This window comes from Nocardia sp. NPDC059691 (genome assembly GCF_042733915.1).
GTDB classification, from domain to species: domain Bacteria; phylum Actinomycetota; class Actinomycetes; order Mycobacteriales; family Mycobacteriaceae; genus Nocardia; species Nocardia sichangensis.
Map to the genome: position 1 here is coordinate 1 of NZ_JBHWFB010000023.1, position 14,878 is coordinate 14,878.

A 14,878-nucleotide genomic window follows, 5' to 3' on the forward strand; every position below is an offset into this window, starting at 1 on the left:
GTATCGGTCGGGTGGTTCGCCGACGCAGGTGCGGGTGTCGCCGGATCTGGTGGCGCCGGGGTCGTTGCCGCCGGTGGGGCCGGGCACGGACATGAGCGCGGTGCGCACCACCACCCCGACGACGGATCCGGCCGGACAGTATCGAGCGCCCCGGCCGCGACCGCAGCCGACGCAGGTGATGATCACGCTCCCCGGTCTGCCGCCGATCCCGTGCGGGATCTTCTGCCCGGCTCCAGCGCCGGTGAATCCCTGTGTCGGGCAATCGGTTCCCGCTCCGATGCCGTTCCCGGACCTACCCGGAACCGCCCGCGTACCGCTCGCACCGCAGCAGCCTTACGGCGCCGCAGCGGCCGAGCCGCGCAACCCGGGTTCCACCGATCCCGCCGGGGCGGGCGAAGCCGCAGAGGCCGCTACAGCGGGACAGCCCGCTCCCGCAGGACAACCCGGCACACAGGACCAGCTCGCCGCCGGATGCGGACAGCCGGACACCACGCTCGCCACCGCCGAACCTGCCCCCATCCCGGGTGACCTACCCGCCCGCGACAACGAGTCTCGCGGCGAATCCGAACCCGCCAACACCACACCACCCGCATCGGAACCCGAATCGGCGACCGCCGCCGAACCCACACCCACGCCGTCGCCCGGAATCACCCTGCCGTTCGGCATCGTCATCCCACTTCCCGCGCCGCCCGCGCCCCAGCAATGATTCAAACCTGACATCAGATCACGAAGCAGTAACAAACAGATCTCGGATGCGGTACCCTTCCTCTTGGTTCCATAACAAACGGCTCACAGCGAGCCATGGGAGGGTCACCACACCGTGGGGCGTCATCGAAAACAACCGCCTGCCACCGTTCGACGGAGTTCCGTCATCGCGTTGACCGGATTGGTTCCCGCAGGGCTCGTATCCGTCACGGCCGCCTCCGAGGTAGGCGAGGCAGCGCCGCTCGCGACCGCCGTCCATACGCCGGAGGGCCAGGACGTTCAGGGCGCCGCGCAATCGGTGGTCGAGCCCGTCGCCGGGACCGAATTCCTCGCTCACGCAATGGCCAAGGCCGCTCCCACAGCGACACCCGTGGTGAAAACCGTTGCGCTGCCCAGTGGTCGGCAGGCCGCCGCCATGCAGGCCGGGCCGCTCGGCGTCCCCGGCATCGCCGTCGCCGCCTATCAGAACGCGGAACGGGTCCTGGCCGCCGAGAACCCGGTGTGCGGCATGCCGTGGTCGTTGCTGGCCGGTATCGGCCGGGTCGAGTCCACCCACGCGTACGGCGGCAAAGCCGACGCCGACGGCAACCCGCTCAGCCCCGTCTACGGCCCCGTGCTGGACGGTTCGCTCAACGGCAACCACGTCGTCCGGGATTCCGACGACGGCGCGCTGGACGGCTTGGACAGCTACGACCGCGCGATCGGCCCGATGCAGTTCCTGCCCGACACCTGGAAGCGCTACGGGGCCGACGGCAACGGCGACGGCATCGCCGATCCGCAGAACCTCTTCGACGCCGCGCTGACGGCGGGGAGGTACCTCTGCGACGGCGGCCTGAACATGCGCGACCTGGCGCAACAGTCCAAGGCGATCCTGCGCTACAACCACTCCATGGCCTACGTCGCGAACGTCATGGCATGGGAGACCTCCTACAGCACAGGGGTCGCACCCCGGGCCGGAGACCTGCCCAAAATTTGACACGCCTAAAATTCCGGCCATGCCAGTGGTTACGGAATCGGATGTGCGGGGTGCCCTCGCGAAGGTCGACGACCCGGAGATCCGCAAGCCGATCACCGAGCTGGGCATGGTGAAAAGCGTCGTCATCGGCGCCGATAGCGATGTCCACGTGGAGATCTATCTGACGACGGCGGGCTGCCCCCTGCGCACCGAGATCACGCAGCGGGTGAGCAAGGCCATCGCCGACGTGCCTGGTGTTGGCGCCGTCAGCGTCGACCTCGACGTGATGGACGACGAGCAGCGCACCGCACTGCGCAAGCAGCTGCGCGGCGACTCCGCCGATCCGGTCATCCCCTTCGCCCAGCCCGGCTCGCTGACCCGCGTCTACGCCGTCGCCTCCGGAAAGGGCGGCGTCGGCAAGTCCAGCGTGACGGTCAACCTCGCCGCGGCCATGGCCGCGCGTGGCCTGTCGGTCGGCGTGCTGGACGCGGACATCTACGGTCATTCCATCCCGCGCATGCTCGGCACCGACGCCAGGCCGACGCAGGTGGAGCGGATGATCATGCCGCCGGTCGCGCACGACGTGAAGATGATCTCGATCGCGCAGTTCACCCAGGGAAACACCCCCGTGGTCTGGCGCGGCCCGATGCTGCACCGTGCGTTGCAGCAGTTCCTCGCCGACGTGTTCTGGGGCGACCTCGACATCCTTTTGCTGGATCTGCCGCCGGGCACCGGCGACGTCGCGATCTCCATCGCACAGCTGATCCCGAACGCCGAGATCCTGGTCGTCACCACCCCGCAGCCCGCCGCCGCGGAGGTGGCCGAGCGGGCGGGCGCGATCGCGTTGCAGACCCGGCAGCGCATCGCGGGCGTGGTGGAGAACATGTCCTGGCTGGACCTGCCGGACGGCACGCGGATGGACCTGTACGGCTCCGGCGGCGGGCAGGCCGTCGCCGACCGGCTCACCCGCGCCGTCGGCGCGACCGTGCCGCTGCTCGGACAGATCCCCATCGAACAGGCGCTGCGCGAAGCGGGCGACGAAGGCACTCCGATCGTGCTGCGCGATCCGGAGAACTCGGCCGCCAAGGCCCTGTTGGAGGTCGCCGACAAGCTCGCCGTCCGCCGCCGCGGCCTCGCGGGCATGTCGCTCGGCATCGACACCACCCGGCATTTGTAGGGCCACGCGCGAGCCCGACTGTCAGTGCTCGCGAATAAGCTCGGTCCCATGCTCACCATGCTGTTGTACGTGCTGATCGTCGGCTTGGTCGCCGCGGTGCTGTTCCTACTGGCCAGTGCGGTGTTCGGGCGGGCGGAGGAACTCGGGCCGCTGCCGGAGGGTACGACGGCCACCGTGCTGCCGGTGGAGGGGATCACCGGGGCGGACGTGCGCGCGTTGCGATTCCAGCAGGTGGTGCGCGGCTACAAAGCCGGAGAGGTGGATTGGGCGCTGGCCCGGCTGGCCGCGCGGATCGATGAGCTCCAGCACCAGCTGGCCGAGGCGCAGGCCGCGCGATGGCAGACGCCGATCGCGCCGGAGTCGAAATGAGCGCCCTCGCCGACGACGGACTGATCCGCTGCGCGTGGCCGTTGGATTCCCAGCTCTACCGGGACTATCACGACTACGAGTGGGGCAAGCCCCTGCACGGCGACGACGCGTTGTTCGAACGGCTCTGCTTGGAGGCGTTCCAATCCGGGTTGTCCTGGCTGACCATCCTGCGCAAACGCCCGGCCTTCCGCGCGGCGTTCGCCGATTTCTCGATCGCGCGAGTCGCGGAGTTCGGTGACGACGACGTCGCCCGGCTGATGGCCGACGCCGGCATCGTCCGCAACCGCCTCAAGATCGACGCGGCCATCGCCAACGCACGCGTCGCGCGTGACCTCGACGTCGGCTTGGACGCGTTGCTCTGGTCGTTCGCCCCGCTGCCGCGCCCGCGCCCGCGCTCCGGCGCCGACGTGCCCGCCACCACGCCCGAATCCACCGCCATGGCAAAAGAATTGAAACGGCGTGGATTCCGGTTCGTCGGACCGACCACGGCGTACGCCCTGATGCAGGCGACCGGAATGGTCGATGATCATGTGGCCGACTGCTGGGTGGGCAGCGCCCGGCCCGAGACGGGCCGACCGGTCACTTTTTGAACTCAGCTATCCGTCCCTATCGGCGATAGGGAAGAATGGGACGGGTGTAGCTCGCCAAACGCCGGCGAGCTCGCTGGTTGGTGACAACTGGAGTTCCAAAAAGTGCGCAAGGACCGCGCAGATCTGGAGGGAGCAGAGGATGGCGGCCATGAAGCCCCGTACCGGGGACGGTCCCCTCGAGGCAACCAAAGAAGGGCGTGGAATCGTCATGCGGGTTCCACTCGAGGGTGGCGGGCGTCTGGTCGTCGAGCTCACGCCGGACGAAGCAGCGGCGCTCGGTGACGAACTGAAGAGCGTCACGAGCTGAGTGGCCCCGGCTGAGCACTCGGCCCTCGCCGACGCGGCCGACGTCCTGGCCTGCCCGGAATGCCTGCGGGCGCACCGGGACGCCGCGTCGCTCGCGCTCGAACCGCGGGATCGAGCACTGCGCTGCGGTCGCGGCCACAGTTTCGACGTCGCCAGGCAGGGTTACGTCAGCCTGCTGACCGGTGCGTCGACCAAGATGACCGGGGACACCGCGGCCATGCTCGACGCCCGCGCCGCCTTCCAGAGCGAGGGCCACTTCAGGCCGATCGCGGACGCTGTGGCGCGCGCCGCCACGGCGCGCCGGACGGACGGTCCGGTGCTGGAGGTCGGCGCGGGCACCGGCTACTACCTCGCTCGGGCACTCGACGCCGCTCCCCCGGCTGTCGGCATCGGGCTGGACGTGGCCAAACCCGCCGTCCGGCGGTGCGCCCGCGCGCACCCCCGCGCCGCGGCGGTGCTGGCCGACGCATGGCGCGGGTTACCGATCCGCGACGGCGCGCTCGCCTGCGTACTCTCCGTCTTCGCCCCGCGCAATCCCGGCGAGATCGCCAGGGTGCTCACCGAGGACGGTCGCTTCGTTGTCGCCACACCCACCGAGCGCCACTTGGGCGAACTGATCGAGCCGCTGGACATGGTGCGGGTCGACCCCGACAAGAACAGCAGGCTCGACGCCGCGATGACGGGACATCTCGAACCCGTGGACCGGACATTGATCGAGTATCCGATGACGCTCGCCAGAACCGATGTCGGACATGTGGTCGGCATGGGTCCGTCCGCGCATCACGCGGCCGCCGGAGCGGAGCGTCTCGCGCGGCTGCCGGAGACCGTCGAGGTCACCGCGTCGGTCGTCGTCGGCACCTACCGCCGAGCGGCCTGATCGCCCGGCTCAGCCTTTTCTGACCTCGTCGTAGACCGCGACCGTGCGCGCCGCGATGCGTGACCAGTCGAATTCGGAGATCGCGCGCTCGCGCCCCGCGGCGCCCAGCCGAGCGGACAGCTCCGGATCACCGGCCACTTCGTTCACGGCGGCGGCGAGTCCGTGCTCGTAGTCCTCGGCTGCGCCCGCGTCGTAGTGCACCAGTCGGCCGTTGCGGTCGTCGACCACCTCGGGGATGCCGCCCACGTCGGAGGCGACCACCGCGGTCGCGCAGGCCATCGCCTCCAGATTGACGATGCCCAGCGGCTCGTACACCGACGGGCACACGAACAGGGCCGCCGCGGCGAGAATCTGCCGGATCCGCTCGGTCGGCAGCATCTCGCGCACCCAGAACACCCCACCGCGCCGCTGTCGCAGCTCCTGGACGGCCGTGGCGACCTCGTGCTCCAGCTCCGGCGTGTCCGGCGCGCCCGCGCACAGCACGAGCTGGATGTCGGGGTCGAAGTCGCGGGCGGCGGCCAGCAGGTGGCCGACGCCCTTCTGGCGCGTGATGCGGCCGACGAAGGCGACGAGGGGAAGGTCGGCCCGCACGCCGAGTTCGGCGAGGACCGACGGCTCGCCGCCCGCCGGGGGGCCGGGGTGCCAGACCGCCCCGTCGATGCCGTTGTGCACCACGTGCACACGGTCCGGGTCCACCGCGGGGTAGGCGTCGAGCACGTCGTGGCGCATGCCCTCGCTCACCGCGATGACGGCGTCGGCGTGCTCGACGGCGTTGCGCTCCGACCAGGACGACAGCCGGTAGCCGCCGCCGAGCTGCTCGGCCTTCCACGGCCTGCGCGGCTCCAGGGAATGGGCGGTCAGCACGTGCGGGACGCCGTAGAGGGCCGCGGCCAGATGACCGGCCAAGCCGCTGTACCAGGTATGTGAGTGCACCACGTCCACATCGCCCACCGCGTCGGCCATCCGCAACTGGGCGGACATCATCTGCAGCGCGGCGTTGGCGGCGTAGAGCGACGGATCCGGTTGGTGGACCACGGCATCGGCGCGGTCGACACCCATGCAATGCACGGTCACCTCGCACAGTTGACGCAAATGCGCCGTCAACTGCGTGACGTGCACCCCGGCCCCGCCGTACACCTCGGGCGGATACTCGCGGGTCAGCATCGCGACGCGAAGCCGGTCCCGTTCGCCGGAATCCACCGGCGAACGTCCGCCATCCGTGCCGAAACTCACCGATCCAAACTAAACGTTCGCGCCCGCGGCGGCCACTCACGGGCGCTTCACCCGGTAGTTTGGCAGGTGTGAGGAGCCAGCCGCACGTACTCGGAATCGTGCTCGCCGGTGGTGAGGGCAAGCGACTCTTTCCACTCACGGCCGACCGCGCCAAGCCCGCCGTCCCGTTCGGCGGCGCCTACCGTCTCATCGATTTCGTACTCAGCAATCTGGTCAACGCGGGTTTCCTGCGGCTGTGCGTGCTCACCCAGTACAAGTCGCATTCGCTCGACCGGCACATCTCGCAGACCTGGCGGTTGTCCGGTTTCGCGGGCGAGTACATCACCCCCGTGCCCGCCCAGCAGCGGCTGGGACCGCGCTGGTACACCGGCAGCGCGGACGCGATCCTGCAATCACTGAACCTGATCTACGACGAGGACCCGGAATACATCGCGGTTTTCGGCGCCGATCACGTCTACCGGATGGACCCGGAGCAGATGGTGCGCCATCACATCGATTCCGGCGCCGGCGTAACCGTGGCCGGCATCCGGGTGCCGCGCAGCCAGGCGAGCGCGTTCGGCTGCATCGACAGCGACGAGTCCGGCCGCATCACGCAGTTCCTGGAGAAGCCCGCGCATCCGCCCGGCACCCCGGACGACCCGAACGTCACGTTCGCGTCCATGGGCAACTACGTCTTCACCACCAAGGTGCTGGTGGACTCGATCCGGGCGGACGCGGACAACTCCGACTCAGACCACGACATGGGCGGCGACATCATCCCGGCCCTCGTCGCGGCGGGGCAGGCCGGTGTCTACGACTTCGCCGACAACGACGTGCCGGGCGCCACCGACCGCGACCGCGGCTACTGGCGCGATGTCGGGACCATCGACGCGTTCTACGACGCGCACATGGATTTGGTCTCGGTGCATCCGGTGTTCAATCTCTACAACCGTCACTGGCCGATCCGCGGGGCGACCGAGAACCTTCCTCCCGCCAAGTTCGCCCAGGGCGGGCTGGCGCAGGAATGCATCGTGGGCGCGGGCAGCATCCTGTCGGCCGCCACCGTCCGCAATTCGGTGCTCAGCGGCAACGTCATGGTCGACGACGGCGCCACTGTCGAGGGGTGCGTGCTCATGCCCGGCGTGCGGATCGGGCGCGGCGCGGTGGTACGGCACGCCATTCTGGACAAGAACGTCGTCGTCGGCGAGGGCGAGATCATCGGAGTGGACCTGGCGCGCGACCGTAGCCGCTTCGCCGTGAGCAACGGCGGTGTCGTCACGGTCGGCAAGGGCGTCTGGGTGTAGTACCGCCTGGATCGGGCTAGGGCGCGCCCGGCTCGGGCGCGGGCGAATTGATGCAGAACGGCGCGCAAGGGCCCGGGGTGCGCGGCACGGTGGATTTCGAGGCGCCACCGAAATCGGCGGTACTCACCAAATAGACCACCAGCACGGCGAACAACAGCACCGCGGCGAAAGCGATCATGGTCCGGCCCCAATGAATCGGCTTCGGACGACGCTCGTCTTCGTCCCAGAGAAACATCATCATCACCATGCCGCACCCGCCTCCGGATCCACTCGGAACATGACTTCCACCAGTATCGGGGATCTTCGGTCTTTCGCGGCATCATGCGCCGAACCGTGCTCGTTCGGTGGCTGTTTCGCGAACGCCGCCGGGTGGTGCGGCTGCGATGAGAAACGGCACGGCGGCCAGGAATTCCGAAAAAACTTCGGCGGCAGGCCTATTCGGCCGGAGTACGCGCGCGGTCGACGGCGGGATTACGGGGCGGGCGGGGCGACGTTCTGGGTGCAGAACGGCTCACAGGGACCGGGGGTAGGCGTGGTTTTCGCCGGGCCGGTGTCGAAATCGGTGTTGCTCACCACCACCATCACCAGCACCGCTCCCAGAATCACGAGCAGCAGGGCCATCATCGTCGGCCGCAACCAGCTCGTGCGCCGTTCGGTCACGACTTCCCCCATAGCCGCTACTTCGAGGGGTGTTAGTTCACGCATAACTGTTTTCCTCACTGAGTTCTTTCTCAGCGCATACCCCGGATCCCGGGGTGGAATCAGACTGCCGCGCGAATCGCTAACCGCGTGAGGCGCAGAGCAATCCGTCGCCGACCGGAATCAGCACACAGGTGAGTTCCGGATTCTCCGCGATGGCGCGGGTGGCGGCGCGCACCGCCTGCGTGGCCGGATCACGTTGCGCCGGATCGGGTACGCGCCCGCCCAGCAGCGCGTTGTGCAGCAGGATGGCGCCGCCGTCGCGCAGCAGCCGCACGGCCTGAGCGACGTACTCCGGGTGCTCCAGCGGGGCGGCGTCGATGAAGACCAGGTCGTAGGCGCCGTCGGCCAGCCGGGGCAGCACGTCCAGCGCCCGCCCGTTGATCAGGCGGGTGCGCGCGGGCGGGATGTCGGCGGCGCGGAACGCCTCCTTGGCCGCGCGCTGGTGTTCCGGCTCCGAATCGATGGTGGTGAGCGTGCCGTCCTCGCGCATGCCGTCGAGCAGCCACAGGCCGCTGATGCCCGCGCCGGTGCCGACCTCGACCACCGCGCGCGCACCGAGCAACTGCGCGTACATGCTCAGCAGCGCACCCACCGAGGGCGGCACGGGTATCGCGCCGAGTTCGGTGGCCCGTTCCCGCGCGCTGACGAGGATTTCGTCTTCCACGACGGATTCCTCCACATAGGCGAGATTCCGCTCCAGATTCGATGCCACGGGTATGAGGCTAACGCCGGGCGGGTGATCTCGGCGTTCCGGACAACACGCGCCGCCCGCCATTTCCGCCGCCGGTTTTCTCAGGTGACCCTCAGCATCTCCATAACCCGGCCATATCAGGACCAGAAAGAGTATGGGCATCGCAAGACCACCGACCGTGCCTTAACACGGGACGCGGGAACAACGACATACCGGTTGTCGGTTGTATCCGTACGTGACGGACCGTAGACCCGGCCCCGAGCGAGTTCCCGACGTTTGCGGTCCCTAGTAGGAGGTAGCCCCATCCACATGGTCGATGCGGCGCGCGAATACGCCACCCTGCCCGAGCAGATCCTGCCGGTCGAGGCCGAGTCCGCCGAGGACGCGGTCGAGCTGACCGGGACTGCTGCCTTCGATGCCACCGGCGACCGGTCGGCGATGCCAACGTGGGACGAACTCGTCCGCGAGCACGCGGACCGGGTCTATCGCCTGGCCTACCGACTCTCCGGCGACGCACAGGACGCGGAGGACCTCACCCAGGAGACGTTCATCCGGGTGTTCCGTTCGCTGTCGAATTACCAACCGGGCACCTTCGAGGGATGGCTGCACCGCATCACCACCAACCTGTTCCTGGACATGGTGCGCCGCCGCAACCGGATCAGGATGGAAGCGCTGCCCGAGGACTACGACCGGGTGCCCGCCGAGGGCCCGGGGCCGGAACAGGCCTACCACGACGCCCGGCTGGATCCCGACCTGCAATCGGCCCTGGATTCGCTCGCGCCGGAGTTCCGCGCGGCCGTGGTCCTGTGCGATATCGAGGGGCTGTCCTACGAGGAGATCGGCGCTACGCTCGGCGTGAAACTGGGCACTGTGCGCAGTCGGATCCACCGTGGACGCCAAGCCCTGCGCGACTACCTTGCGCATAATGGAAGTGAGCAGCGGTTCGCCGCTGACGCGAACATAGGGTGATTCGTCGGAAGCCGGCATCGCCCGAACATCGGTCGATGTCGGTTGGAAGGGTGAGCACCGAATGAGTGGCGACTTCAGCACGTCCGGTCGTCGTCCGCCCCGTTTTCGCCCCACCGAGCATTTGGCGAGCGAGGCGATCGCGGCGTACGTGGACGGTGAGTTGCGGATGAACGCCTACCTGCGTGCCGCTCAGCACCTCTCGCTGTGTCCCGAATGCGCGGCCGAGGTCGATGCCCAGCAACAGGCGCGCATCGCACTGCGGCACGCAGGCCAGGTCGCTATTCCGACCGGGCTGCACGACAGCCTGACCAGGATTCCCCTCGCGGAGTTGCCCGGCGGCGCGTCCAGTGGCCGGACGCCCTCCCCGACCTCCGGTCAGTCCGGGCGTAACGACGCGGTTTTCGGGTTTCTGACCGATTCGTTCACCGCGACCCGGTGGACCACGTGGTGGCGCAAGTAGAGTTTCCCGAGTGACCACCGAATCGACGAATTCCGGATCGGCCGACACCTCGGATTCGGCGGCCAACCGCGGGAATCTCCGTCCTCCGGACGCGCCCGTGCTCGGTCCGCGCCCGGTCTACCGGCCCCATGTCGACACGCACACGGCCCGGGCCTTCCGCAGACCGTCCGGCCTGTCCGGTTCGTTCGCCGAGCCGCTGCCGCTCCGTAAGGCGGGCGCGGCGCCGCAATCCGGTCCCGAACTGCAGAACCGTCCGCCCGAGGCGGTCCTGGCCGAGGCTTTCGGCCGTCCAGAAGGCTCCAGCGAACTCCTGCAGCGCGATCCCGACGCGGCCGGTGGCCAGGCTCCCGCTGCCGGGCCGGCCGATCCATGGCGCGACCCGGAGGCGGTCGCCCGCCTCGGAGCCCCCGCGGTGCCCACACCCAAACCGCACGCGCTCCCGCAGGCCGAGAAGCTCAGCGCCCGCGAAGTGCTGTTCGGCTCCCGAGTCGCGCCCAAGGCGCTGGCCCTGCTCGCGCTCGTCGCACTCGTCATCGGCCTGCTCGGCGGGCTGGTCGGCCGCCTGACCGCGGAAACCGCCTCGACGCTCACCTCCCGCAAGGTGGCCCTCGAACAGGGCGGCGACGGAGACCGCCCGCACGGCCTGATCGCAAAGGTCGCCAACGCCGTGTTGCCCTCGGTCGTCTCCATCCGCGTGACCGTCGGTGAGAACGGCGCCACCGGCTCCGGCGTGGTGATCGACGGCGGCGGCTACGTCGTCACCAACAACCACGTCGTCTCGATGGCCGCCCAGGACAAGACCAACCGATCCGCGATCCAGGTGCAGTTCTCCGACGGCACCAGGGTGCCCGCCCAGATCGTCGGCCGCGACCCGAAGACCGACCTGGCCGTCCTGAAGGTCGATGTGAAGAATCTCACCGTCGCCCAGCTCGGCAAATCCGGCAACGTACAGGTCGGCGACGACGTGCTGGCCATCGGATCGCCGCTCGGCCTCAGCAAGACCGTCACCTCCGGCATCGTCAGCGCCTTGCACCGCCCGGTGAAACTGGAGGGCGAGGGCAGCGACACGAAGGCCGTGATCGACGCCGTGCAGACCGACGCGTCGATCAACCCGGGTAACTCCGGTGGCGCGCTGGTGGACATGGACGGCCGGGTCATCGGCATCAACACCGCCATCCGCAGCGAGACCGGCGGCTCGGTCGGCCTCGGCTTCGCCATCCCGGTGGACAAGATGACCGAGGTCGCGCAGACCTTGATCCGTGACGGTGTGGTGCACCATCCGACGATGGGTCTGTCCCTCCGCACCAAGACGGTCGCCAATGACGTCATGAGCGGAGCCGCGGTGGCCGACGTGTCGCCGAACGGCCCGGCCGCGCGGGCGGGCATCGTCGAAGGCGATGTCATCGTGCGCGTCGGCGATCGGGAGGTCACCAGCTCCGATGAGTTCACGGTGGCCGAACAGTCCAGCAAGATCGGCCAGACCGTGGTCGTCCAGCTCATCCGCGACGGCCGCCGAGTCGACGTCCCGGTGACCCTGGAATCCGACTAGCAGTTCCCCGCGCCAACTAATAACGCAGAACCCCAGTTATTTTCGCTAGACGCCGCAAAACGCGGCGGATAGAGTCACGCTGTCGAAATCCAGCAGCACGGGGAGGGCTGTGATGCGTCATCTCGCCATTTTCATTCTCGGATCCACTATGGCGGCGGTCGCCACCGTGGGGCTGTCCGCAGCACCGGCCGGTGCTACCACGAACGACACTTACGTCGACTGGTTCGACTGCCGTCCCGGTGGAGGGCACACCGCGGTCGCGACGGACGGCGTGGAGTACTGCTACGGCGGAATACACAACGGCAAGATTGTGATCTACCCCACATAGATTCCTTTTCTTGTACGTGCGGTGGGTGCTGTACGGCCTGGAAGAGCCCCGACAACACCCACCGTTCATTTCCCGGTCGGCTATCAATGGACGACCCGCTGACCGGGCCAGGTAGCCTGGTTACGTGTTCAGCAACATCGGCTGGAGCGAGATGGTCATCCTGCTCGTCGCCGCCCTCGTGATTCTCGGCCCGGAGCGCTTGCCCGGTGCCGTGCGCTGGACCACGCGCAGCCTGCGGCAGGTGCGCGATTACGCGAGTGGCGCCACGTCTCAGCTGAAAGAGGAATTGGGGCCGGAGTTCGAGGATCTGCGTAAACCGCTGGCCGACCTGAACCAGCTGCGCGGTATGACGCCGCGGGCGATGGTGACCAAACATCTTCTCAACGGCGATGATTCGCTGTTCCGGGATTTCGACAGCGCGCTGCCCGATCCCAAGGACCTGTACAGCACGAACAGCGGGATGCCGGACTATCCGATGCCCAAGTTGGATAAGCCGTTGGAGCGCAACGAACGTCCTCCGATCGACACCGACGCCACCTGAACGTCAAGAAGACTAGACACATTGAGCTGTTCAGCTGTCTAGACTTCGCACATGTCGGCCGATGACGTGGCGCGCGTGTTCGCGATCGAGGACAAGGTCGAGCGACTGAAGGCGGCCACCGACGGGGTGGCGGCGGCCCAGCAGACCATCAACGAACTGACCAGGATTCGGCGTGCCGTGATCCGGGAGCTCCATGCCGAAGGCTGGACGTTCGCCAGAATCGGTGCGGCGGCCGGGCTTTCCCGGGCCCGTATCCACCAGGTGAGCACGCAGGGACCCGCGCCGGAAGGACTGTTCTTCGGGCACGGCTCGCTCACCGTGCTCGTCCCGGAGGTGCGCGCAGGGCGGGTGATCGGCGCACCGGATCCCGCGGCGCCGCAACGATTGGCCGAGCTGCTACGCGAACTCGGTTTCAGCGTGGCGGTCGAACATTTCCTACCGGGCCGTCCGGTCGATTTGCGGCGGGACGGCTTGATCGTGCTGGGCGGGCCGGAACTGTCCCCGAGCTTGCGTCAGTTGGTCGCCGCGGACCCACGATTGCGCCGCGCCGTAGCCAGAATGGGTGACGCGCGCCGGGGCATCGAGGACCGGGCGGCCCGACGGGTCTACCGGCCGGGCGGACCCGAACCGCACGACATCGCCTACCTGGGCAGGCTTCCCAGGCCCGACGGGCGGGGCAGCGTACTGATGATCGACGGCATGCATCCGCCGGGCTCGCTCGGCGCGATCCGGCTGCTCGCCACCCGGCTGGCCACCCTGCACGAACGAGCGAGCAATCACCTCTTCTCCGTGCTGATCGCCTGTCGCTTCGACCGTGCCACCGGCGAACCGCTGGAGGCCGAGCTCCTCACGCCGGTCTACCGCCACGATCCCGAGAACAGATCGCCCGCAACGGGTCTGCGCCGCTGAGCCGCGCCCCGGGTGAAGGCGCTGCGGATCCGCCCCGAGATGCCCGGCGCGTCGGACATACTGAGACAACGGATTTCAGCAAATATCTGGTCATCATTACCGAGCGCAGAACGCGCGCAATCAGCGCAGCAGCAGAATGACTCGAGCAACCTAACGGGCACCATTGCCTCCGCTGATCACCTGGTCACAGCGACTCTCTCGACTTAAAAAGCAGCCGCACATCATGTGCCCCAGATCACCACCCCTCCCCCGAGTGTGTTCATACGCGGATGATTGAATAGCTGGACGATAACCGCTCTCCGAGAAACGGCCGCGTGAGGCGTCCGGCAAGGAGGAAATCGTGAATCCGCTATTGCTGATCGGCGGGGCCGTACTGGCGGTGGGCCTGGTCGGCCTGATCATCAGTGTGCTGCTGCGGCCGACTGGGTCGAAGGCTCATGTGACCGTCGCCGATCTCCAGGCCCGGCTCGCGCGGGAGCAGTCGGCTCCGTCGCCCGAGGCGGACGGCCCAGTGGACGGTGAACCGGAATCCGGCTCGCCGAATACCGACGCCGAGTCGGTCGATCCCGGGCGCGAGGAACGCGAGCGATCCGGCACCGAGGCCGACGAGCCCCGTGACGCAGCCGCGGATTCGGCAACCGAGGACGATGCGAACCAGGTATTGCTGGCGGATCCTCGTCGCCGCAACCAATAGCCTTCGGTTAACCAACGACCGGCGCAGCGGCAATTCACCGATTTCTCGGGCTCAACGCGCCGCGGCCGGACCCGATGCGCGAAGCGCCGGCTCCAAGCGCGCGGCACTCGGGTAATTGCTCACCCTGCTGTCACACGAGTCGGTCACGTCGGCACACGTGGTGGAACGGTCAGCCCCGGACCCCGGGGGGTCGAAGCCGCGTTGACCGGTCCAGCGTCCACGGCCACCGGCCTTCGGATACGCCGAGGCAGTCGTCCTGACGTCGGGGCACAAGTGCCGGAACAGCGACGGGGACTCGACGCGCGGATGAGACGGCCATCTCCCTCGTCGCCCAGGTTCCGGCCGAGCGCGGCGGCACTCCACTTCCCCGATGCAGCGCATCGAGGGGACCCATTCACCGGCTGATCAGCTCGAAGTTCGTACGTGTGACGGATTGGACCGCCGGTCGGCGGGAATAACCGGCCACAGAGCCGCACATACCGGTCGGCGGCGCGCCCAATCCCACTTGCACGACGCGCTCACTCGGCCCACACTTGATTT

Annotated in this window: 18 protein-coding genes and 1 pseudogene; 15 read left to right on the forward strand and 4 right to left on the reverse strand. The window is 68.3% G+C overall.

The features are described from left to right. The 7 genes and pseudogenes from ACFV2O_RS34865 to ACFV2O_RS34895 all read left to right on the forward strand — a co-directional run. A pseudogene (locus ACFV2O_RS34865) lies at positions 1-706 on the forward strand (lytic transglycosylase); the annotation flags it as partial. Positions 707-820: 114 nt separating this feature from the next. Next, the gene (locus tag ACFV2O_RS34870) at positions 821-1,681 is read left to right on the forward strand and encodes a lytic murein transglycosylase (protein ID WP_356966607.1); all 861 of its coding nucleotides are present in this window, start codon (positions 821-823) and stop codon (positions 1,679-1,681) included. Between the two features lie 19 nt (positions 1,682-1,700). Then, positions 1,701-2,837, forward strand: coding sequence for an Mrp/NBP35 family ATP-binding protein (locus ACFV2O_RS34875; protein WP_355080423.1), 1,137 nt, complete (start codon positions 1,701-1,703; stop codon positions 2,835-2,837). Positions 2,838-2,885: 48 nt separating this feature from the next. Then, on the forward strand, positions 2,886-3,206 hold the full coding sequence (locus ACFV2O_RS34880; protein ID WP_039800550.1) for a DivIVA domain-containing protein: 321 nt from the start codon (positions 2,886-2,888) through the stop codon (positions 3,204-3,206). Beyond that, positions 3,203-3,796, forward strand: a complete 594-nt coding sequence (locus ACFV2O_RS34885) for a DNA-3-methyladenine glycosylase I (protein ID WP_355080421.1) — start codon at positions 3,203-3,205, stop codon at positions 3,794-3,796. Before ACFV2O_RS34880 ends, ACFV2O_RS34885 begins: the two co-directional genes overlap by 4 nt. Positions 3,797-3,935: 139 nt before the next feature. Continuing rightward, entirely contained in the window at positions 3,936-4,103 is a 168-nt protein-coding gene (locus tag ACFV2O_RS34890) for a DUF3117 domain-containing protein (RefSeq protein WP_011211259.1), read from the forward strand. Further along, positions 4,104-4,979: a putative RNA methyltransferase gene (locus ACFV2O_RS34895; RefSeq protein WP_379255957.1), complete on the forward strand. Its 876-nt coding sequence runs from the start codon at positions 4,104-4,106 to the stop codon at positions 4,977-4,979. A gap of 9 nt (positions 4,980-4,988) precedes the next feature. Here ACFV2O_RS34895 and glgA read toward each other — a convergent pair whose 3' ends face one another. Next, entirely contained in the window at positions 4,989-6,143 is a 1,155-nt protein-coding gene (gene glgA / locus ACFV2O_RS34900; protein ID WP_379256034.1) for a glycogen synthase, read from the reverse strand. Positions 6,144-6,280: 137 nt separating this feature from the next. On the opposite strand from glgA, the gene glgC reads away from it, so the two are divergent. Beyond that, positions 6,281-7,495 carry a glucose-1-phosphate adenylyltransferase gene (gene glgC, locus ACFV2O_RS34905; protein WP_355080419.1) on the forward strand — a complete coding sequence of 405 codons (1,215 nt, stop codon included), beginning with the start codon at positions 6,281-6,283 and terminating at the stop codon, positions 7,493-7,495. A gap of 16 nt (positions 7,496-7,511) precedes the next feature. Here the strand turns inward: glgC and ACFV2O_RS34910 are convergent, their stop codons facing one another. The 3 genes from ACFV2O_RS34910 to ACFV2O_RS34920 form a co-directional block, all read right to left on the reverse strand. Further along, positions 7,512-7,742 (reverse strand): hypothetical protein, encoded by a 231-nt coding sequence (locus ACFV2O_RS34910; RefSeq protein WP_356966614.1) that lies wholly within the window; start codon positions 7,740-7,742, stop codon positions 7,512-7,514. Positions 7,743-7,966: 224 nt separating this feature from the next. Continuing rightward, the gene (locus ACFV2O_RS34915) at positions 7,967-8,200 is read right to left on the reverse strand and encodes a hypothetical protein (protein ID WP_356966616.1); all 234 of its coding nucleotides are present in this window, start codon (positions 8,198-8,200) and stop codon (positions 7,967-7,969) included. 76 nt (positions 8,201-8,276) lie between these two features. Further along, positions 8,277-8,909 carry an O-methyltransferase gene (locus ACFV2O_RS34920; protein WP_379255959.1) on the reverse strand — a complete coding sequence of 211 codons (633 nt, stop codon included), beginning with the start codon at positions 8,907-8,909 and terminating at the stop codon, positions 8,277-8,279. A gap of 288 nt (positions 8,910-9,197) precedes the next feature. Between ACFV2O_RS34920 and sigE the strand changes: the two genes are divergently transcribed. The 7 genes from sigE (at position 9,198) to ACFV2O_RS34955 (ending at position 14,338) form a co-directional block, all read left to right on the forward strand. After that, the gene (gene sigE / locus ACFV2O_RS34925) at positions 9,198-9,857 is read left to right on the forward strand and encodes an RNA polymerase sigma factor SigE (RefSeq protein WP_355080414.1); all 660 of its coding nucleotides are present in this window, start codon (positions 9,198-9,200) and stop codon (positions 9,855-9,857) included. Positions 9,858-9,918: 61 nt separating this feature from the next. Beyond that, positions 9,919-10,317, forward strand: a complete 399-nt coding sequence (locus ACFV2O_RS34930; protein WP_379255960.1) for a hypothetical protein — start codon at positions 9,919-9,921, stop codon at positions 10,315-10,317. Positions 10,318-10,327: 10 nt separating this feature from the next. Continuing rightward, complete coding sequence (locus tag ACFV2O_RS34935; RefSeq protein ID WP_379255961.1) at positions 10,328-11,866, forward strand: S1C family serine protease; 1,539 nt, start codon at positions 10,328-10,330, stop codon at positions 11,864-11,866. Between the two features lie 112 nt (positions 11,867-11,978). Further along, on the forward strand, positions 11,979-12,194 hold the full coding sequence (locus ACFV2O_RS34940; protein ID WP_355080409.1) for a hypothetical protein: 216 nt from the start codon (positions 11,979-11,981) through the stop codon (positions 12,192-12,194). A gap of 124 nt (positions 12,195-12,318) precedes the next feature. Continuing rightward, positions 12,319-12,735 carry a Sec-independent protein translocase protein TatB gene (gene tatB, locus ACFV2O_RS34945; RefSeq protein ID WP_067804157.1) on the forward strand — a complete coding sequence of 139 codons (417 nt, stop codon included), beginning with the start codon at positions 12,319-12,321 and terminating at the stop codon, positions 12,733-12,735. A gap of 51 nt (positions 12,736-12,786) precedes the next feature. Continuing rightward, positions 12,787-13,644 (forward strand): hypothetical protein, encoded by an 858-nt coding sequence (locus tag ACFV2O_RS34950; protein ID WP_355080407.1) that lies wholly within the window; start codon positions 12,787-12,789, stop codon positions 13,642-13,644. A 340-nt stretch (positions 13,645-13,984) separates the two neighbouring features. Beyond that, the gene (locus ACFV2O_RS34955) at positions 13,985-14,338 is read left to right on the forward strand and encodes a hypothetical protein (protein WP_379255962.1); all 354 of its coding nucleotides are present in this window, start codon (positions 13,985-13,987) and stop codon (positions 14,336-14,338) included. Positions 14,339-14,878 lie beyond the last annotated feature (540 nt).